Here is a 19,544-nt window from a genome sequence, read left to right on the forward strand (position 1 = left end):
ATTCCCACTTTTCCGAACACGAGGTCCCTATGCTGAGCGAGCCGCAGGCCGGTCCGAGCACGGCGCTGATGCGCAAGGCCTATGCGCGGTGGGCGCCCGTCTACGACGTGGTCTACGACAAGCTCACCGAGCCGGCGGCACGCGACGCCGTCGAGGCCGCAGTCGCCTGCGGACCGCGCATCCTGGAGGCCGGCGTCGGTACCGGTCTGTCACTCGGCTACTATCCCGCGGGCAGCTTCGTCTGCGGCGTCGACCTCTCCGAAGACATGCTCAAGCGCGCCCGACGCAAGGTCCTGCGCCGCGGCCTGACCCATGTACGCGGGCTGCAGGTGATGGACGTGTGCCGGCTCGGCTATGCCGATGACAGCTTCGATGCGGTGGTCGCGCAGTTCCTCATCACCCTGGTGCCGGACCCCGAGGGTGCCCTCTCGGAGTTCCTTCGCGTGGTAAGGCCCGGCGGCGAGATCGTGCTCGCCAATCATTTCGGCCAGACACGCGGCGCCGTCGCCAAGGTCGAGGAAATCGTGGCGCCACTCTGCACCAAGATCGGGTGGTCGTCCGCCTTCAAGTCGACACGGATCGAGGCTTGGGCGCGGCGAAACGGCGTCGAGTTCATCGGCGTGGCCCCGACCTTCCCGGGTGGCTTCTTCAAGATCCTGCGGATGCGCAAGCGCGGCTGAGGTCGATCCTCGGCAGGGACACCCAATGACGGCGGCGAACCGGGAAACACGGCTGCGGGCCGGTCTGCGCTGGGCGCCCCTCGGCCTGCTCCTCGCGGTCTCGCTCGCCGTCCTCGCGTCGGGCGCGTCCCGGTTCGTCGGTCTCGACCAGCTCCTCGCCTCGCGGGCCTGGCTGGCGGCCGCGGTCTCCGAGAATCCGCCGCGCGCGATGGCGGCCGCCTGGCTCGCCTACGTCGCCTTCGTCGTCGTCTCGATCCCGGCCTCGGTGATCCTGACGGTGATCTTCGGCTTCCTGTTCGGCACGACTGTCGGCGCTTGCCTCGCCGTCGCGGCCGCGACGACGGGCGCGGTCATCGTGTTTTCGATCGGCCGTTGGGCCGCGGCTGATCTTCTCGCGCGGCGTGCCGGTCCGCGGCTCTCCGGCCTCGCCGACGGCTTCCGCCGCGACGCCTTCGGCTACATCGTGGTTCTGCGGCTGCTGCCGGTCTTCCCGTTCTGGCTCACCAACCTCGCGCCTGCGGCCTTCGGGGTGCGGTTGCGGAGCTTCGCGTCGGCGACCTTGATCGGTCTGACGCCCGGTGCCTTCGTGTATGCGGCCACAGGCGCTGCGATAGAGGGCGTCGTCGCCGCGCATGAGGCCACCAAGGCCGCCTGCCTCACTGCCGGCGGCGCTTGCGACGACGCCCTGTCGTTCACCGCTTTCGTCACACCGAAGACCTTGGCGGGCCTCGGCACCCTCGCGGCCTTCGCCCTCGCTTCGATCGCCCTGCGGCACTGGTTCGTCCGGCGTCACCGTGTCCGCGAAGCCTGATCGACATCAGCACTGCGAGGTTCGTCGTATTCGGCAAGGGTCGCCTGAACACATCGCCGGCGCGCCGTCGGTTCCGCTGACGCCGCCTTGCTGTACGAGGCAGAATAATGCCATCGGCGTCCTGCAATGGATCTGTGTGCGATTGCCAACGCATCCGCCAAATGCTCCAGGAAGCACATGACGCGATCGTTCTTCGTCAACGCTCGACCGCTGAGATGGTCATAGCGTTCGCGTGTTACGAGAGAATAGATCAGTGCAGCAGGTCATGCCCAATTCGGACCCGTCGATGCGCATGCCCAGCCGGATGACATCGACAGTTCGGCTCTCGGTGATGCCACGATGACGCCGCCCGAAGCGGCACGGAATGGATCGATCACGGCATCGATGAACCTCCATCCGGGAATCGAGACGAACGACACCGATAGGACCTCGACGCCGGTGCCGCGACACGACGTTCGGGACCGTCGGCACGGGATCGACCTCGCGGCGCGGCTGTTCCTCGTCGTCTTCGCCCTCGTCCTGGTCGTCGAGGCTGTGGCTGCGATGAGCCTCCTTGCTGATCATCGCAGGACATGGCTCTCGGAGCGCAGTGCCGAAGCCCGGATTGCGGCCTTTGCGATGGACATGACGGAGGAGCGACGGGTCTCCGATGAGCGGGGACGGGTCGTCCTCGACGAAATCGGCGCCAAGGCCGTCGCCGTCGAGAGCCATGGCGGCAGACGTCTCCTGGGTCCGTCGGGAGCAGGGGACCGCGATGCCCGGGGGTTCGACCTGGCCGAAGAGACCGTCAATGCTGCGCTCGGCGCGTGCATGAGGCTTCTGTTCTCGGATGCGTCGCGATCGATCTGGATCGTGGGGCCGAAACTTGCCCGCTCCGGCTCGATCGACCGGTCCGTCGACCACCACCTCGCCGCCATCGGAGGCAGTGACGACGTGCGCCTCGGGCGCGTCGACGTGTTGGTGGACGAGAGACTGCTGCAGAGGTCGATGCGGGAGTTTGCGCTCCAGCTTCTCGCCGCCTGCCTGTTGGCTGCCGTCGCGGCAGCCGGGTTGGTTTACCTCGTCATTCAGCGCAGCGTCGTGCGCCCGGTCCGTCGCCTCGCGCGCAACATAGGCGAGTTCGCGAACGACCCCGAGGCGATCGACGCCAACATCGTGCCGTCCCGGCGCAGCGATGCGATCGGACGGGCGGAGACCGCGCTCGCGCAGATGCAATGGGCGCTGGCGGGCGAACTGCGCGAACGCCGGCGCCTGGCCGGGCTCGGGCTGTCGGTGAGCAAGATCAATCACGAGCTCAGGAACCTGCTCACAACCGCCCAACTGCTCGGTGACCGCCTCGAAGGCGTTGCCGATCCGGTCGTGCAGCGGGTGGCGCCCCGCCTCATCGCGACCCTCGACCGGGCGATCCGCTTCTGCGAGGCGACTCTGGCCTATGGGCGTGCGACGGAGCCCTATCCGCAGCGCCGCCGCGTCCTGCTCGCACCTCTCCTCGACGAGATGGAGGATCTGGCAGCACTCGGCGCCGACGCGCGCATCCGGATTGAGACCGATGCCGAACCTGACCTCGCCATCTACGTGGATCCCGAGCAATTCGCGCGGGCGCTCACCAACATCGTCCGCAATGCGGTCCAGGCTCTGGATGCCGCCGGCACCCAGGAGGTCGCACCCCTCGTGACGATCACGGCGCGGCGCCAGGACGATCGGGTGGTCATTCTCCTCGCCGATAACGGCCCGGGACTGCCCGAAAGCGCCAGAGCGACGTTGTTCGCGCCCTTTCAGGGCTCCATGCGGGCGGGCGGTACCGGGCTCGGCCTCGCCATCGCCTCGGAACTCGTCCGCCTCAACGGCGGGACCCTCGATCTCGACGAGGGTACGAGCGGCGCCTGCTTCCGGATCGTCGTGCCCGGCAAGGTCGCAGAGGGTCGGCCGGCCTGAGACCTGCGAAGGCTATTCGGCCGCGGCGAGCGTAAGTCCCGGGACCGTGATGCCGATGTCGCGCAGGAGCTCGGCATCCGCATCGGTCTCGTTGTTGGCCGTGGTGAGCAGGCGCTCGCCGTAGAAGATCGAGTTGGCGCCAGCGAGGAAGCACAGGATCTGTGCCTCGCGGGTGAGGTCCTTGCGCCCAGCACTGAGCCGCACGCGGGCGCGCGGCATCACGATCCGCGCCGTGGCGCACATCCGTACGAGGTCGAGGGGATCAACAGCCGGGCGGTCCTCCAGCGGGGTGCCGGGTACGGCGACAAGCGCGTTGATCGGCACGCTCTCGGGATGGGGGGCGTGATTGGCCAGCACCTGAAGCATCGCGGCCCGGTCGTGCACGCCCTCGCCCATGCCGACGATGCCGCCGCAGCAGACACCGATACCGGCCTCGCGAACGTTCTCTAGGGTCTTGAGCCGATCCGCGTAGGTCCGCGTCGAGATGATGTCGCCGTAGAAGTCCGGGCCGGTATCGAGGTTGTGGTTGTACGAGGTGAGGCCTGCCTCGGCGAGGCGCCCGGCCTGTGAGGCGGTGAGCATGCCGAGCGTGACGCAGGCCTCCATGCCCAGCGCACGGACCCCGCGCACCATGGACAGGACGGCGTCGAAATCCGGCCCATCCTTCGGTTGGCGCCAGGCCGCGCCCATGCAGAAGCGGTGCGCCCCGGCGGCCCTGGCGGCGGCCGCTTCCTGCAACACGGCTTCCACCGGCATCAGGCGTTCACGGATCTGGCCGGCATCCTTGTGATGGGCCGATTGCGGGCAGTAGGCGCAATCCTCCGGGCAGCCGCCCGTCTTGATCGAGAGGAGGCTCGCCCGCTGGATGTCGGCCGGGTCGTTGTGGGCGCGGTGGACGAGGCCGGCGCGGTGGACGAGATCGAGCAGCGGCAGATCGTGGATCGCCTGGATCTCTGCCACGCTCCAATCGTGGCGGATCGCTGCGATCTCGGCGACGGGCAGGGTGGCGAGGGGAGCCATGGTCTCGGTCATGCGCCCAAGAGACCAATCCCGACCCGAAAATCAAGCCGGGACCGGTCCCGATACGCTCCCCGCGATCCCGCTCAGTTCGTCGGTTCGCCTGCGGCGACCTTCGCGGTCCAATCGTCGAAGGCGACGACCGTCTGGCGCTGCTGCCCGAGCCCGGCGATTCCCAGGCTGACCACGTCGCCGCTCTGTAGATAGCGCGGCGGCTTGCGAGCCAGGCCGACCCCTGGCGGCGTGCCAGTGGTGATGACGTCGCCCGGCTCGAGGATCATGAAATGCGACAGGTAGGCGACGATCTGCGCCACGTCGAAGATCATCGTCGCGGTGGAGCCCGTCTGCATCCGCTCGCCGTTGACGTCGAGGAACATGGATAGGTCGCGCAGGTCCGGCACCTCGTCGAGGGTGACGAGCCATGGCCCGAGCGGGCCGAAGGTCGGGCAACCCTTCCCCTTGGTCCAGGTGCCCCCGCGCTCCATCTGGAATTCGCGTTCCGAGACGTCGTTGCAGACGCAGAGCCCCGCGACGTAGCTGAGCGCCTCGTTGGCATGGACATAGGATGCCGTCGCGCCGATCACGACGGCGAGTTCGACTTCCCAATCGGTCTTCGCCGAGCCTTTGGGCAGGATCAGGTCGTCGTCGGGTCCGCAGATGCAGGACGGGGCCTTGTTGAAGACGATCGGCTCGGACGGGATCGCCGCTCCGGTTTCGGCGGCATGATCGGCATAGTTCAGCCCGATCGCCACGAAGTTGCGGGTCGCCCCGACGCAAGGCCCGAGCCGCGTCCCGGCAGGGACGAGCGGTAGGGATAGCGGATCGACGGCCCGGATCCGCTCGAGCGAGACCCTCGCGAGGGTCGGGCCTGCAATATCGCGCACGATCCCCGAGAGGTCGCGAATCGCCCCCTCGGCATCGATCACGCCGGGCTTCTCGACGCCCCTGTCGCCATGGCGAACCAGCTTCATGTTTTTCGCCTTCTGCTTACCCTTTGTTGATGAAATTGGGCGTGCCGCCTGCGCGACAAGGTCATGGCGTGAAACCCGGGCGGCGACGTGTTGCAGGAAACACACGGGCCGCCACCAAGGCGCGAAGCCCCGTGAAATTCGGTCCAAAACCGGCAACATCATGCAGAACGTTTAGATGTAAACCAATCATACGAATTGCTTGATAAATCGTTCCGAACATCACGGTCATCTTGCGCCAAATCTGTTCTCGATAGCTTAGTTTAGTATTATAATTTTATACTGTAAGTCATGACCGGGGCATTGCGAAGTTGCGGATTGCGCGGCAATCATGGCGGCAAGGCGGCGGTTCGGACCGTTTCGAACGAGCAAGCGAACGCCAGACGCAAGATAAGGTGGGAACGGGTCATGAGCGGACATATTCGGGGACTGGCCTTGGCGGGCCTCTCGGCATCGGCGCTGATTGCCGGGCTTGGCGACGTGAAGGCGGGTGCCTTCGGCATCCGTGAGCAGAGCACTCAGGCTCAGGGCTTGGCCTTCGCGGGCGCGGCGTCCGGCTCGGGCGGTGTCTCTTCGATGTTCTGGAACCCGGCCGTCATCACGATGGCCCCGGGCTTCGTGAAGGAGCAGAATCTCAGCTTCATCAACCTCTCGGCACGGATCAGGCCCGAGGCCGGGACGAGCGCGAACTTCGCCGGCCTCGGCGGCAGCGGCGACATCGGCCAGGGCGCCGTGGTGCCGGCCGGGGCGACCTCCTACCAGCTCAACGACCGCATCTGGCTCGGCTTCGCGACGGGCGCGCCCTTCGGCCTCGTGACCAAGCCCCGCCAGAATTGGGCCGGCGAGGCCTATGGCCGCTCCAACCGGATCTTCTCCCTCGCCTTCAATCCGGTCATCGCCTACAAGGTCAACGAGTGGTTGTCGGTGGCGGCAGGCCCCAACATCCAGTATTTCCGCCTGACCCTGCGCCAAGCGACCGGCGTCCTGTCGGGACCTCCCTTCAACATTCCGGTCACGAATCTTCCCAGCACGTCGCTGAAGGGCGACTCCTGGGGCATCGGCTTCACGGCAGGTGCGGTGATCACGGCCCCGACCGGGACAACCCTCGGCGTCGGCTACCGGTCCTCGATCCACCAGGAGATCGAAGGCGCGATCGGGGTCCCGCTGGTGGCGCTGGCCCGCAACGCCGGCCAGGTGAAGGCGAACTTCAACACGCCCGATAAGGTCACGGTCGGCCTCACCCAGGTCATCAATCCGGTCACCCGCGTCAGCTTCGGCTTCGAGTGGGACAACTGGTCGAGGGCCGGCAACATCGGCATCGTCCAGCGCAGCACGGGCAACGTCGTCTCCTCGCTGCCGCTCAACTACAAGGACGGTTACACCTACTCGGTCGGTGGTGAGTACGACTGGTCCCAGAGCCTGACCGTGCGGGCCGGCGTCGCCTACGAGATCTCGCCGATCGATTTCTCGAACCGTTCGGTGCGCCTGCCCGACAGCGACCGCTTCAACGTCTCCGTCGGCGCGAGCTACCGCTGGAACGAGAAGCTGACGCTACTGTTCGCATACTCGCACCTCTTCCTCGTCGGGGATTCGAAGATCCTGTCCGGCGCGGGACGCGACTACAACGAGCGGCTTCTCACCGGCCAGAGCATCGCGTTCGCCGGCGACACCAGCGGCAGCGCCGATATCGTGTCGGTCGGCTTCCGCTACGTGTTCGGCGAGCCCGCCCGGCCGATCGCCGCGGCGCCGATCATCCGCAAGTTCTGAGCAGAACGGCCGGGCGTGGCAGCACCGCGCCCGACCACCTGACGGGAGGCCGGCTGGCGATCAGCCGGCCTTCGTCGTTCCGGGATCACGCCTTCATCTTGACGTATGTGCCGGGCGCCGGTCCGAGGGATGGCAAGCCTGCCGTTCCGGGCACACGGGCAGGCACGCGGGCGGGAGCCTGATGCTCCAGCCAGGAGAACCAGTACGGCCACCACGAGCCCTTGGTCTCGGTGGCAGCTTCGAGCCAATCCTCGAAGCGTCCCTTGACGGGACCTCCGGTCCAGAAGCCGTATTTCGGCTTATCGGGCGGGTTGACGACGCCGGCGATGTGGCCGGACCCGGCGATCACGAGGTCAACCTTGCCGCCGAACTTCGAGGATCCCTCGAAGACCGACAAAGCCGGGGCGATGTGGTCCTCGCGGGTGGCGAGGTTGAAGACCGGGACCTTCACCTTCTTCAGGTCGAGCCGGATGTTGCCCATCATCATCTTGCCCCGCGCCAGAGTGTTCTCGAGATAGCAGTTGCGCAGGTAGAACGAGTGGTTGGCCGCCGGCATCCGGGTGGCGTCGGCGTTCCAGTAGAGAAGGTCGAAGGGCATCGGCTTCTTGCCCTTGACGTAGTTGTTGACGACGTAGGACCAGATCAGGTCGTTGGGGCGCAGCATGTTGAACGCTGCTGCCATCCCGGTCCCTTCGAGGTAGCCGCGCTTCTTCATGCGGGCCTCGATGCCGCGGATCTGCTCCTCGTCGGCGAAGACCTTGAGGTCTCCGGCATGGGTGAAGTCGACCTGCGTCGTCAGGAAGGTCGCGCTCTTGATGCGCTTGTTGCCGGTGGCCGCCTGCATCGCCAGGGTCACGGCGAGGAGCGTGCCTCCGACGCAATAGCCAGCGGCAGCAACCTCGCTCTCACCGGTGGCGACGCCGATCGCGTCGATGGCCGCTTCGATGCCCTCGCGCATGTAGCTCTCGAAGTCCTTGCCGGCGTGCCGCTCGTCCGGGTTGACCCAGGAGATGCAGAACACCGTCAGGCCTTGAGCCACCATCCAGCGGATCAGGCTCTTCTGAGGGTTGAGGTCGAGGATGTAGAACTTGTTGATCCAGGGCGGCACGATGAGGAACGGGCGCTTGAGCACCGTCTCGGTGGTGGGCGCGTACTGGATCAGCTCGATGAGATCGTTGCGGAACACGACCTCGCCCGGGGTCACCGCCATGTTGACGCCGACCTCGAAATTCGACGGATCGGTCTGGCGGACCCGCAGCTCACCCTTGCCGGCCTCGATGTCCTCGGCGAGCATCTTCATGCCGCGCACGAGGTTTGCGCCGTTCTCCTCGAGGGTGTGACGGATCAGCTCCGGGTTCGTCATCACGAAGTTCGAGGGCGAGAGCGCGCCTGAGATCTGGCGCAGGTAGAACTGGGCCTTGTGGCGGGTGTGCTCGTCGATTCCGTCGGCCTCCACCACCAGATCCTCGGCCCAGCGAGAGGTGATGAGATAGCTCTGCTTGATGAAGTCGAAGACGGGATTGCTGGACCATTCCTCGTGCTTGAAACGGTTGTCCTTCGGCTCGGGCTCGGCCACCGGCGTGACGGTCTCGCCCTGGAGGCGATGCCAAGTAGAGCCCCACAGCGCGATGAAAGCCTCGCTCAGCTTGGTCTGGGCCTGCATCGCCTTCTTGGGATCGACCATCCAGCGCTCGGCCACGGTGCCGAGGGTTCGCACGACGTCGTTGACCTCTTCGGGCGGCTTGGCCGGCATGGGAACCAGTCCCTCGGCCGGAGGCACGACCTTGGGAGCCATGTAGAGGGCTGCGGCCCGCCCGAACTCCTCGATGAACTGGCTGGTGTTGCGCGACAGGGCCTCGTAGTCCGGCCGCGGCGTGGTGCCGTCGATGCTCACGCGTGCGAGTCTCCCTGTTCCGGCCTTTTCGTTCCTCACCGTGCCGGGTCCGGCTCGGCGGGGCTAGCCTCGTTTCTGACAAATTAACGCGCGAGGCCGACAATACGCCAACGATCGTCCGCTGGTTTTTGCGCAGGACCGATATGCTCCGGCCCGCCATCGTCGTTGCCCTGGCCACGCTCCTCGCCTCTTGCTCGAGCGATCTCAGTCCCCTGCGGGAGGCCTACATGCAGGCGGTCCCGAAACCGAAGCCCGTGGCGGCACCGGACTTCGTCGCCGGCTCCCGCAAGGGCGAGGCGGAGTACCTGCCCGTGGGCGTCTCGGCCCCGCCGCGCCAAGTCCGCGCCAAATCGAGCGAGGGGACCAAGGCGCTCGCTGCGGAGCTCGAAGGCGCGCGCGGCGCCAACGAGGCCAAGGGCAGGGCGGCAGAGAACGCGGGGCGTGCGACGAAACCCGCAGCGGCGGCCCCATAACGATTCGGGGTCGGCGTTTTCCGTCCGTGGTGCTAAACAGCAGGCGCATGTCACCGCGATGACAGACAGAGTGGATGGAGAGCCGCCATCCCAACGGATACCGTGAAGGCCATGACCGATTTCCACCGCATCAAGCGCCTGCCGCCCTACGTGTTCGAGCAGGTGAACCGGATCAAGGCCCAGGCCCGCGCCAACGGCGCCGACATCATCGACCTCGGCATGGGCAACCCGGATCTCGATGCGCCCAAGCACGTCATCGCCAAGCTGGTCGAGACCGCGGGACGGCCGCGCACCGACCGCTATTCCTCGTCGAAGGGCATTGCCGGCCTGCGCCGCGCCCAGGCCGGCTACTATCAGCGCCGCTTCGGCGTCAGCCTCAATCCCGATACCCAGGTCGTGGCGACTCTCGGATCGAAGGAGGGCTTCGCCAACATGGCGCAAGCCATCACCGCGCCGGGCGACGTGGTGCTGGTGCCGAACCCGAGCTACCCGATCCACGCATTCGGCTTCCTGATGGCGGGCGGGGTGATCCGCTCCGTCCCGGCCGAGCCGACGCCGGCCTTCTTCCCGGCCGTTGAGAAGGCGATGCAGCACTCGATCCCCAAACCCGTGGCGATCGTGGTCTGCTATCCGTCGAACCCCACCGCCTACGTGGCGAGCCTCGATTTCTACCGGGACCTCGTCGCCTTCGCCAAGCGCCACGACATCATCATCCTGTCGGATCTGGCCTACGCGGAAGTCTATTTCGACGGGGACGCGCCGCCCTCGGTGCTGCAGGTGCCCGGCGCGATCGACTGCACGGTGGAGTTCACCTCGCTCTCGAAGACGTTCTCGATGGCCGGCTGGCGCATGGGCTTCGCCGTGGGCAACGAGCGCCTGCTCGCGGCGCTCAGCCGCGTGAAGTCATACCTCGATTACGGCGCCTTCACGCCGATCCAAGTGGCGGCGACGGCGGCGCTGAACGGGCCGGAGGAATGCATCGTCGAGATGCGTTCGATCTACAAGAAGCGCCGCGATGCGCTGATCGAATCGTTCGACAAGACGGGCTGGAAGATCCCGAGCCCGTCCGCGTCGATGTTCGCCTGGGTGCCGATCCCGGACAAGTTCAGGGAACTGGGCAGCCTCGAATTCTCGAAGCTGCTGCTCGAGAAGTCCGACGTGGCGGTGGCGCCCGGCATCGGCTTCGGCGAGCACGGCGACGGGTATGTCCGCATCGCCCTCGTCGAGAACGAGCAGCGCATCCGGCAAGCCGCCCGCAACATCCGGCGCTTCTTCGAGAGCGCCGACCGTACCCTGCACAACGTCGTGCCGATGGCGAAGGTCGGATAGGGAGGCCTGCCGCCATCATCGCCAGATCATGTGGCCATGGGGATACATCGCGACGTAAAGCGCCTCGGGGCGGGCCTCGTAACTTGTCAGGCCCGTCCGGGACGATCAGGCTCGCTCGATACATGCCTTCGCCAGACGGTCGCGATGGCTTGATCGAGGGTCTTGATGTACCGATTGAACCGGATCGCCGCCCTCGCCCTTGCGGGCTTACTCTGCGGCTGCGGACCTAACCCCATCGTTGCGCGTGATCCCGTGCCGGCACCGACGCCGGATCTCGGCTATGCGTGCGATTCACGGCCCCTCGTCCTCAATGCGTTCATCACGCAATGCGAACCCGTTTCCCGTCGGCCCCAGGCCGTCGTGCGTGCCAAGGGCTGAGAGCGTCGACGCATCGGGAACGTAAAAAAGGCCGGACACAGGGTCCGGCCTTTTGTCGTTTCGAACAGAGGTTTGGCTTAGCGCGCGGGCACGGGGCCGGTCGACCGCGGTGCGACGCTCGGATCATTCGTCATTCCACGGGAATCCGGCGCCATGCGGGTGCCCGGCGCGACGGCCGTTCCGGTGGTCGAGGGAGACGTCTCCATGCTGTCGCCCTTGCCGACGACGCCGGATTTCGAACCGGCGGCGTTCGTGCCGACGTTGTCCTGGGTCTGCGTGCTGATCTGCGCATACGCTGTGCCCGACATGCCGGCTACCACAAGGGCAGCGGCGGCGAGAGTTCCGATACGGATCATGATGCGGTGTCTCTTCCAGTATGAATGTTGGTTTTTCCCAACGTCTCAACCCAGAGATTGTTCAGTGCCTGTCTCTCTAGCAGAAGCATACTGCCCCTGAGGACGACCATCTCGTTGGGACCGGCCATGCTCGATGAAGCGTGATAGGAACGTCAGTGGCGCAGCTTCGAGATGTGGCGAGGCGTTCGCGCGCGAAGGAAAGAGTCTCATGTTTCGGATGATCGCATCTGCCTTTGCCGCCACACTCGCCGCCGCGGCAGCGATGATGTCCGTCGAAGCCGCGGCTCAACAGCGACGGCATGTCGGGGCCGAGGGACCCGTGGTCCTCAGAGTCGATCCCGACAGTGGCTTGCCGCTGCCGAGTCCCTACCGGCAGGATCTGCGGCTCGACCGTGCCGTCCCGGTGCCGAGTGTCATGAACGGCAGCGGCTTCGGCCAGTCCGGGACGGATTACTACAGTGACGGGCGTCACGAAGGCAGCCTGGGGAGCGGTATCCGGCAGAACAGCTACATCCTCGCTCCGGCGCTCAGGATCGCGCCCCCACACTGAACCGTATCGACCGCTTCGGATGAAAGCGGGGAGGCGGACCAGGAGCGGGTGTCCGTGTGCGATTGCGTCCGCCACCTCGCGTCGGAGCGGCCGTCCGGGACCTGTGCGAGGGCCGCTTCACGCCATGACCTTCCTCTCCCTGGGCAGCCGGATCTCGATGCGCGTACCTGAGGGTTCGACCCGCTTGACCGCGACCTCGGCTCGAAGCTGACGGGCCAACGTCTTGATGAGCGACTGGCCGAAGGAGGTCGTCGGCCTTTGTGCCTGAGGCATGCCGACGCCGTCGTCCTCGACGATTGCGGCGAGATGGTCATCGGCTGAGACCATGCTGACGCGCAGGGTTCCGCCAGAGCCGGCCGGAAACGCGTGTTTCAGGGCGTTGGTGAAGACCTCGTTGAACAGAAGGGCGATGGCCGCGGACTTGCTCGCGGGGACGATCGCGGAGGCGAGGTCGAGGTCGAGCCGGATGTCCGTACGCCCGGTCGCGCCTACGAGATCACCGAGAAGGTCGCGGACGTAGTCGGCGACGTCGAACTGGGAGACATCGGGCGATTGGTGAAAGCGACGGTGGACCGTGCTCAGGGCCTCGACGCGCGCCAGGGTGTCGGTGAGGCCCCGGCGCAGTTCCGGGTCCGGCTGGTCGAGGCTCTGCAGAAGGATCATCGCCGACACCATCTGGAGGTTGTTCTTCACCCGATGATCGATCTCGTGCACGAGCGTCGCCGTGGTTTCGAGCGCATCCGACAGGGTGCGGTTCGCCTGCTCCCACTCGCCGAGCAGCCGATAGCGGTCGGTCAGGTCGAGCTGCGAGGCGAAGAAGAGCCGCAGTTCGCCCGCCTCGTTGAAGACCGGGCTGATATGGAGACCGTTGTGGAAGGATGATCCGTCCTTGCGGTAGTTCCCGAGGTCGATGGAGATGTTCATCTTCGCATCGATGGCGTCGCGGATCTTGGCGACGGCGACGGGATCGGTGCGAGGCCCGTGGAGGAAGCGGCAATTGTGCCCGATGACCTCGGCGGACGAATAACCGGTCAGTCCGAGGAACGCGTCGTTCGCAAACACGATGGGATTGTCGGGGAGCCGCGGGTCCGTCATCACCATGGCCACGCTGGTCGCCCGCATGGCCGCGGTGAACGGGTCCGCCCGATCTCGATCGAACGACGACAGCGTCATGTCCACCTGGCCCGTCAGGTCCGCTCCACTGATCCTGTTGTATTCATTGTGCAACGGTGAGTTGTCCAAACCCGCGACGCACAACGAGGCTACCCGACGATTTTGACTGTCGGCAACCATCAAACGCAGGGCGGACTACTCAATCGCCTCCGACTGCGGATTTCCCACAGCCTAAGACCACCGAAGCGAGACCGTCGGCTGATGGCTGGGTCGGTTTCACCGATAAAACAAAGATGTGTTTGAGATGGTTCTTGGGGACCGGCCCGGCGACACCGGGCATGAGTTCCTCGCCGCGTCCTTGTTCGCCGACCGAACGGGACCGTTTACACTCCGTCCCGGCGGGGGTATCACCCCGCCCTTCATCGGACATGTGAACCACACCCAATGCGCGCCGAGATCGAACAACTCTCGGATGCCGCCAAGCAGTCGATCGGACTGCTGAGGAGGCATCTTTGACTGGGATACCGTCGAGAAACGCCTCGCGGAGCTGAATGCGGCCTCCGAGAACCCCGACCTCTGGAACGACGCCGAGGCGGCGCAGGCCGTCATGCGCGACCGGACCCAGCTCGACGACGCGGTGAACGCGATCAGGAAGCTGTCCCAGGACCTCGAGGACGCCGCGACCCTGATCGAGCTCGGCGAGATGGAGGGCGACGAGGCCACCATCCTGGAGGGCGAGGCCGGCATCCGCGCGGTCGAGAAGGAAGCCGCGCGCCGCCAGATCGAGACGCTGCTCTCGGGCGAGGCCGACGGCTTCGACACCTATGTCGAGGTCCATTCGGGGGCCGGCGGCACCGAGAGCCAGGACTGGGCCAACATGCTGCAGCGCATGTACGGCCGCTGGGCCGAGCGTCGGAAGTACAAGGTCGAGATCGTCGAGTGGACGGACGGCGACGAGGCCGGGATCAAGGGCGCCACGCTCATGGTCAAGGGCCACAACGCCTATGGCTGGCTCAAGACCGAATCCGGCGTCCACCGGCTGGTGCGCATCTCGCCCTACGATTCGAGCGCCCGGCGCCACACCAGCTTCGCCTCTGTCCGGGTCTATCCGGTGATCGACGACCGCATCGTCATCGAGATCAAGGAGAGCGACTGCCGCATCGACACCTACCGCTCGTCCGGTGCGGGCGGCCAGCACGTGAACACCACGGATTCGGCGGTGCGCATCACCCACAATCCCACGGGGATCGTGGTGGCCTGCCAGCAGGAACGCTCGCAGCACAAGAACCGTGCCACCGCCTGGAACATGCTGCGCGCCCGCATGTACGAGGCCGAGCTGAAGAAGCGGGAAGAAAAGGCCAACGCCGAGAACGCCGCCAAGACCGACATCGGTTGGGGCCACCAGATCCGGAGCTACGTGCTTCAGCCCTACCAGCTTGTGAAGGACCTCCGGACCGGCACCCAATCCACCGACCCCGACGCCGTCCTCGACGGCGCGCTCGACCCGTTCATGGAGGCGTCGCTGGCGCAGCGGGTCTATGGGGGCGGGGAGGGGGTGGAGGATATCGAGTAGTGCTCGCTACTTAAGCTCGTCGCGGCCCAAAGCCGACGTTTGTAGCGACCTCTTTCCAACCTGCGCGGAGCTGGATCATTCGCGGCCGCGTCTGGCGAAGCTCCCCGAGCCCGCTGGTCCCGATCGCTACCGCCCGGCTGTTCCCGCCCGCAAGAACCGCTGCGGGTCCACCGGCTCGCCGTCGATGCGGGTCTCGTAATGCAGGTGGCTCCCTGTGGAGCGGCCGGTCGAGCCGACGCGGCCGACGAGGCTGCCGGCTTCCACGGTCTGGCCGGACTGGACCGCGAAGGCCGAGAGGTGGGCGTAGCGCGTGGTGACGCCGTGGCCGTGGTCGATCTCGACCATGTTGCCGTAACCGCCCGCGTACTCGGCGGCGACGACCCGGCCAGCGGCGGTGGCGCGGGCCGGATCGCCCGCATCCGCCTTCATGTCGATGCCGGTGTGGAGCGCCAGCCCCCGCGTGAAGGGGTCGAGGCGGGGGCCGAACTGGCTCGATTGACTGAAGGATCCGGCGAGCGGCTGACGCAGTGGCAGCCCGTCGGCGACGCGGCGCATCCGATCCTCATCGGCGAGCGCACGCTGCGCCTCGACGAACGCGATGCCGAAGGGGTCGATGACGATCGGCACAAGGGGACCGCCGAGGCCGGCGGCGGATGGGCGCTCGAAGCGGGCCGCATCGAGCCCGGTGTTGGCCACGAGGCCGCGCAGGCGCTGGGCCGTGTGGCCGGCGCGTTGCGCGATGCGCTCGAGGCTGCGGGTTTGCGCCGCCGCGATTCCGTCGAGGCGGGCCTCCAGGGCGGCGATCGTCACGGGCAGGTCGCGGGCGGAGCGTCGGCCGAGCGCCTCCGGGCTCTCCTCGTCGCGGCTGCGCAGTTCGAGCGCGTCGGGGCTGGGCACGGGCTTGCCGGATGGCGTCGGTCGCTTGGCGGCCGGTGCCGCAGCAGTGGCCACTTCAGGGACGGTGGGCGCCCCGGTAAGCGCAGACAGCATCGCGTGGCGCTTCTCCATCGCGGCTTGGCGCTGGGCGAGTTCGGTCAGCCGGACTTCGACGCCATCGCTGGCCGACAGGCGCTCGATCGCGGCCCGGTCGATCTGGGTCCGCAGCACACCGATCCGCTCCTCGTAGCCGTACTGCATCGCGCCCTGCTGCGCGACGAAGCGGGCGAGGAGCTCGTCCCGGAACACGAGGTACCAGGTCGTGGCCCCGGCCCAGAGGCTCGTGACCACGAAGCCGGCGGCAAGGATGCGGATGCCTCCGAGCGAGGCGAGCGCGGCGCGGAGTCTGGTGCCGGGAATGGATGGGAAACGCATGACATCGGACCCGAGGCAGGTGCGCGTCATTAGGGGGCATTAGGGTTAATGAAGGCGTAAGCCGACGAGAGCATCCCCTCTCCCCGGCCCTGGGGGAGAGGAGATGTCCGCCCTTCAAATCAGGCCAGGGTGCGCGCCGCCTCCAGTACCTCGTCCGCGTGGCCGGGGACCTTCACCTTGGGCCAGACACGGGCGATCTTGCCGGCGCGGTCGATCAGCACGGTGGTGCGCTCCACCCCCATATAGGTCTTGCCGTACATGCTCTTCTGGACCCACACTCCGTAGGCCTCCAGCATGGCCTTGCCTTCGTCGGAGGCGAGCGGGAAGGTGAGCCCGTACTTAGCGCAGAACTTGTCGTGGCTCTTCACCGAATCCGGCGAGACGCCGATCACGACGGCATCTGCTTCGGCGAAGGCCTCGCCCAAGGCATTGAAACCCTGCGCCTCCAGGGTGCAACCGCTGGTGTCGTCCTTGGGGTAGAAGTAGAGAACGACTTTGCGGCCCTGCAGCCTCGCGAGGGTGACGACCTCGCCGCCAGCGCCGGGCAAATCGAAGTCGGGGGCCTGATCACCGGTAACGAGGGACATCATGCCTTCCTTTCGGCCGATTGATGGTGTGGCAAGGGGGTGAGACATCGCGATCGGCGCAGAAGCCGGGCGGCGTAACCAGAAACGACCGCAAGGCGGCCGGCAGATCGATATCCCGCGCCGGCCCGCCGATCCAGCGGCTTAAGGACTGATGGTTCAGGAAACCGCCCCGAGCCCGCGCCAGACGCGCCGGCCCACACGCCTCCGGCCGCTGCGATGGTGCGCCCTCGCGCTGGTCCTGGTCGTGCTCGCGGTGGGCGGCGGCATCCTGCGCCTGGCCTCGGGCCCGCTGCGCATCGAGGGGCTGTCGGAACAGGTGGCCTCCGCGATCGCCGCGCGGATCGGGCCGGGCTGGCGGGTCGACCTGCGCGACAGCGCCCTCCAGCTCGATGGCGAGCGCTCCCTCGCGCTCCAGGTCGGCGGGCTCGACATCCGCAACCCGGAGGGAGCGCTGGTGATGCGCGCGCCGATGGCCGTGGTCAGCCTCGATACCTGGGGCCTGCTGAGGCTGTCGATCCAGCCGCGCTTCATCGAATTCCGCGACCTGCAGATGACCGCGCTCGTCCATCGCGACGGGTCGATCGCATTCGCCGCCGCTTCCCCGGGCCATCCCGGCGAGGCGCAGCCGCATACCCTGCCGAGCGTCGACGCCGCGCGCGGCAACGTCTCGCCGCTCTCGGCGTCCGTCGCCTCGATCTTCGGCGTCGTGCTCGATTCGGCCGGCGTGGTCGGCGCCCTCGACCGGGCGCGCATCACCAATGGCCGCCTGACCCTGATCGACGACGACGCCCGCGAACGGGCGGTGTTCGACCGCGTCAACGCGCTGTTCCGGCGCGATGCCGCCCGCGACGCGCGCGTCTTCGAGCTTCGCATCGACGGTCCGCACGGGGAATGGCGACTCGGCGGCGACCTGCACGAGGCCGGCGGCCTGCGACGCACCGGAACCATCACCCTCGACGACTTGCCCGTCTCCGACTTTCTCCTGTTGTCCGGCCAGTCGAGGCTGCCCGTGACCACTGACCTCAAGCTTTCCGCCAAGGCCGACATCGCCCTCGATAACGGCCGCATCGAGAGCATGACGACCGAGTTGCGCACCGGCGACGGCAACCTCCTCATCGAGGAGAAGGACTTCAATCCGGTCACCGTCGAGAGCCTGCGCGCCGTCGCGAACTGGGACGAGACGACGCGGGCGTTGCGCATCGACGAGATCGACTTTCGCGGCGCCGGTAACGCGGTGCGCCTTTCGGGCGCCTGGGCTGCCAGTCCTGCCGGCACCGAGACCGAGTGGTCGCTGGCCCTGTCCGGACGCGATGCGGTGCTGCGCGGAGCCGCGCCCGGTGACAAGCCGGTACCTGTCGATAAGCTCGACGCCATGCTGGTCGGCCGTGCCGGCGGCATCATCATCGACGAATTCACGATGGAATCCGGCAGCGGCCGCGGCCGGATCACCGGAAGCATCGGAACGGCCGCCGACGACGGCGGCCTCACCCTCCACATCACGGCCGGCACCACCGAGGCACGCACCGCCCTTCGGCTCTGGCCGGAGCATGTCGCCCCGCCGGCCCGCAACTACCTCGTCGACAACCTTCGCAATGGTCAGGTCGATTCCGTCGACATCGTGGTTGATATGAGTGCCGGGGAATTGGCCTCCGCCACCCGCGGCGAGCCGATGCCCGACGACGCAGTGAACATCAAGTTCGCGGTCTCGAACGCCACGCTCGGCATCTCGCCCGACGCCCCGCCGCTGAGCCGCGGTCGCGTCGCCGGCACCATCACCGGGCAGAGCACGACCATCCGCGGCGCCACGGCTGAGGTCCGCATGGCCGACAACCGCAACCTGGCCATCAGCGACGGCTCCTTCATCATCTCCGAGATCAAGCCCGAGAAGGTGGTGGCCCAGATCGGGCTCGGGCTTGGGGGAGGCGCCGACGGCCTGGCCGCGCTGCTGCAGACGAAGATGTTCAAGAGCCTGACAGGAGCCGAGATCGACCCCGCCAGCGTCAAGGGCCACGCGGACCTCAGGATCGACTTTCCCCTCGACCTCAAGCACATGCCCGATCTGCCCGACCTGCCTGCCACCATGACCGGGACGCTGACCGACCTCAGCTACGACAAGGCTTTCGGTAAGGACCGGCTGGAATCGGGGAAGTTCGCGGTCGCCTACGACCGCGGCGGCTTCACCCTGAAGGGCGACGGCAGGGTCGTCGGCGCCCCGGTGAGCATCGACCTGCGGCAGGCCAAGGCCGGAGGCGCCGGAGAGATCCTCGTCAACCTGTCCCTCGACGAGGCGCTTCGAGCCCGCAAGGGAATGCCGGTCGCGCCCCAGCTCACTGGGTCGATCCCGACCCGGATCACCGTGCCGATCGGGCGGGGCGGGCTCGCCAAGGCCCATGTCCGGGTCGAGGCCGACCTGGCGCGGGCAGCGATCGACGTTCCCGGCCTCACCAAGCCGTCCGGCAGGCCCGGCCGCCTCACCTTCACGATGGTCGAGGTCGGCTCGGGCGGCGGCATGGAGCTTCGCGACCTCGTCTTCGACGCGGCGCCGGGCTCGGCCCGGGGCACGGCGGTGCTCTCGGCGGAGGGTGGGCTCGAACGCGCCGACTTCTCCACGCTGAAGCTGTCGCCCGGCGACGACATGAGGCTGCTGGCTGAGCGCTCCGGGGGAGGCTACAAGGTCACCGTGAAAGGGCAGGTGGCCGATGCGCGGCCCTTCCTGAAAGGGTTCGGCGGCCCAGACGGCAAGCCCTCCAAGGAGACCGCCTCGAAGGACGTCGACGCGGACGTGAACCTCGCCATCGTCAC

General features: G+C 67.1%; 18 protein-coding genes. 10 read left to right on the top strand and 8 right to left on the bottom strand.

Going from position 1 to position 19,544, the window contains the following annotated elements; genetic code table 11:
* Positions 1–29 precede the first annotated feature (29 nt).
* From ACFE7U_RS00595 to ACFE7U_RS00605, 3 genes are all read left to right on the top strand, one after another.
* Complete coding sequence (locus ACFE7U_RS00595; RefSeq protein ID WP_375407778.1) at positions 30–680, top strand: class I SAM-dependent methyltransferase; 651 nt, start codon at positions 30–32, stop codon at positions 678–680.
* A gap of 25 nt (positions 681–705) precedes the next feature.
* Positions 706–1,491 (top strand): TVP38/TMEM64 family protein, encoded by a 786-nt coding sequence (locus ACFE7U_RS00600; RefSeq protein WP_375407779.1) that lies wholly within the window; start codon positions 706–708, stop codon positions 1,489–1,491.
* 384 nt (positions 1,492–1,875) lie between these two features.
* On the top strand, positions 1,876–3,426 hold the full coding sequence (locus ACFE7U_RS00605) for a PAS domain-containing sensor histidine kinase (RefSeq protein ID WP_375407780.1): 1,551 nt from the start codon (positions 1,876–1,878) through the stop codon (positions 3,424–3,426).
* A gap of 12 nt (positions 3,427–3,438) precedes the next feature.
* On the opposite strand, the gene bioB is transcribed toward ACFE7U_RS00605, so the two are convergent.
* The 3 genes from bioB to ACFE7U_RS00620 all read right to left on the bottom strand — a co-directional run bounded on the left by bioB (position 3,439) and on the right by ACFE7U_RS00620 (position 5,643).
* Positions 3,439–4,458, bottom strand: a complete 1,020-nt coding sequence (gene bioB, locus ACFE7U_RS00610) for a biotin synthase BioB (protein WP_375407781.1) — start codon at positions 4,456–4,458, stop codon at positions 3,439–3,441.
* Positions 4,459–4,529: 71 nt separating this feature from the next.
* Entirely contained in the window at positions 4,530–5,414 is an 885-nt protein-coding gene (locus tag ACFE7U_RS00615; RefSeq protein WP_375407782.1) for a fumarylacetoacetate hydrolase family protein, read from the bottom strand.
* 61 nt (positions 5,415–5,475) lie between these two features.
* Complete coding sequence (locus tag ACFE7U_RS00620; RefSeq protein ID WP_375407783.1) at positions 5,476–5,643, bottom strand: hypothetical protein; 168 nt, start codon at positions 5,641–5,643, stop codon at positions 5,476–5,478.
* 176 nt (positions 5,644–5,819) lie between these two features.
* Here ACFE7U_RS00620 and ACFE7U_RS00625 point away from each other — a divergent pair, with 176 nt between their 5' ends.
* Positions 5,820–7,178, top strand: a complete 1,359-nt coding sequence (locus ACFE7U_RS00625) for an OmpP1/FadL family transporter (RefSeq protein WP_375407784.1) — start codon at positions 5,820–5,822, stop codon at positions 7,176–7,178.
* A gap of 85 nt (positions 7,179–7,263) precedes the next feature.
* Here ACFE7U_RS00625 and phaC read toward each other — a convergent pair whose 3' ends face one another.
* Positions 7,264–9,111: a class I poly(R)-hydroxyalkanoic acid synthase gene (phaC, locus tag ACFE7U_RS00630; RefSeq protein WP_375407785.1), complete on the bottom strand. Its 1,848-nt coding sequence runs from the start codon at positions 9,109–9,111 to the stop codon at positions 7,264–7,266.
* A 104-nt stretch (positions 9,112–9,215) separates the two neighbouring features.
* Between phaC and ACFE7U_RS00635 the strand changes: the two genes are divergently transcribed.
* From ACFE7U_RS00635 to ACFE7U_RS00645, 3 genes are all read left to right on the top strand, one after another.
* On the top strand, positions 9,216–9,545 hold the full coding sequence (locus ACFE7U_RS00635; RefSeq protein ID WP_375407786.1) for a hypothetical protein: 330 nt from the start codon (positions 9,216–9,218) through the stop codon (positions 9,543–9,545).
* Positions 9,546–9,656: 111 nt separating this feature from the next.
* Positions 9,657–10,874: an LL-diaminopimelate aminotransferase gene (locus ACFE7U_RS00640; RefSeq protein ID WP_375407787.1), complete on the top strand. Its 1,218-nt coding sequence runs from the start codon at positions 9,657–9,659 to the stop codon at positions 10,872–10,874.
* A gap of 165 nt (positions 10,875–11,039) precedes the next feature.
* Complete coding sequence (locus ACFE7U_RS00645; protein ID WP_375407788.1) at positions 11,040–11,252, top strand: hypothetical protein; 213 nt, start codon at positions 11,040–11,042, stop codon at positions 11,250–11,252.
* Positions 11,253–11,329: 77 nt separating this feature from the next.
* Here ACFE7U_RS00645 and ACFE7U_RS00650 read toward each other — a convergent pair whose 3' ends face one another.
* Positions 11,330–11,608 carry a hypothetical protein gene (locus tag ACFE7U_RS00650; RefSeq protein ID WP_375407789.1) on the bottom strand — a complete coding sequence of 93 codons (279 nt, stop codon included), beginning with the start codon at positions 11,606–11,608 and terminating at the stop codon, positions 11,330–11,332.
* Between the two features lie 217 nt (positions 11,609–11,825).
* On the opposite strand from ACFE7U_RS00650, the gene ACFE7U_RS00655 reads away from it, so the two are divergent.
* Entirely contained in the window at positions 11,826–12,158 is a 333-nt protein-coding gene (locus tag ACFE7U_RS00655) for a hypothetical protein (protein ID WP_375407790.1), read from the top strand.
* 117 nt (positions 12,159–12,275) lie between these two features.
* Here ACFE7U_RS00655 and ACFE7U_RS00660 read toward each other — a convergent pair whose 3' ends face one another.
* The gene (locus ACFE7U_RS00660; protein WP_375407791.1) at positions 12,276–13,331 is read right to left on the bottom strand and encodes a histidine kinase dimerization/phosphoacceptor domain -containing protein; all 1,056 of its coding nucleotides are present in this window, start codon (positions 13,329–13,331) and stop codon (positions 12,276–12,278) included.
* A 384-nt stretch (positions 13,332–13,715) separates the two neighbouring features.
* Between ACFE7U_RS00660 and prfB the strand changes: the two genes are divergently transcribed.
* A protein-coding gene (gene prfB / locus ACFE7U_RS00665; RefSeq protein WP_375407792.1) for a peptide chain release factor 2 occupies positions 13,716–14,844 on the top strand; the annotation gives its coding sequence in 2 pieces (ribosomal slippage) (positions 13,716–13,784 and positions 13,786–14,844; 1,128 coding nt in all).
* Positions 14,845–14,970: 126 nt separating this feature from the next.
* Here prfB and ACFE7U_RS00670 read toward each other — a convergent pair.
* Both ACFE7U_RS00670 and ACFE7U_RS00675 read right to left on the bottom strand, forming a co-directional pair.
* Positions 14,971–16,155, bottom strand: a complete 1,185-nt coding sequence (locus ACFE7U_RS00670) for a M23 family metallopeptidase (protein WP_375407793.1) — start codon at positions 16,153–16,155, stop codon at positions 14,971–14,973.
* 119 nt (positions 16,156–16,274) lie between these two features.
* On the bottom strand, positions 16,275–16,742 hold the full coding sequence (locus tag ACFE7U_RS00675; RefSeq protein WP_375407839.1) for a peroxiredoxin: 468 nt from the start codon (positions 16,740–16,742) through the stop codon (positions 16,275–16,277).
* A gap of 151 nt (positions 16,743–16,893) precedes the next feature.
* Here ACFE7U_RS00675 and ACFE7U_RS00680 point away from each other — a divergent pair.
* Positions 16,894–19,544 (top strand): DUF3971 domain-containing protein (locus tag ACFE7U_RS00680; protein ID WP_375407840.1); only part of this gene is annotated, 2,651 nt, incomplete at its 3' end.

The organism is uncultured Methylobacterium sp. (genome assembly GCF_964251405.1).
Taxonomy (GTDB): Bacteria; Pseudomonadota; Alphaproteobacteria; order Rhizobiales; family Beijerinckiaceae; genus Methylobacterium.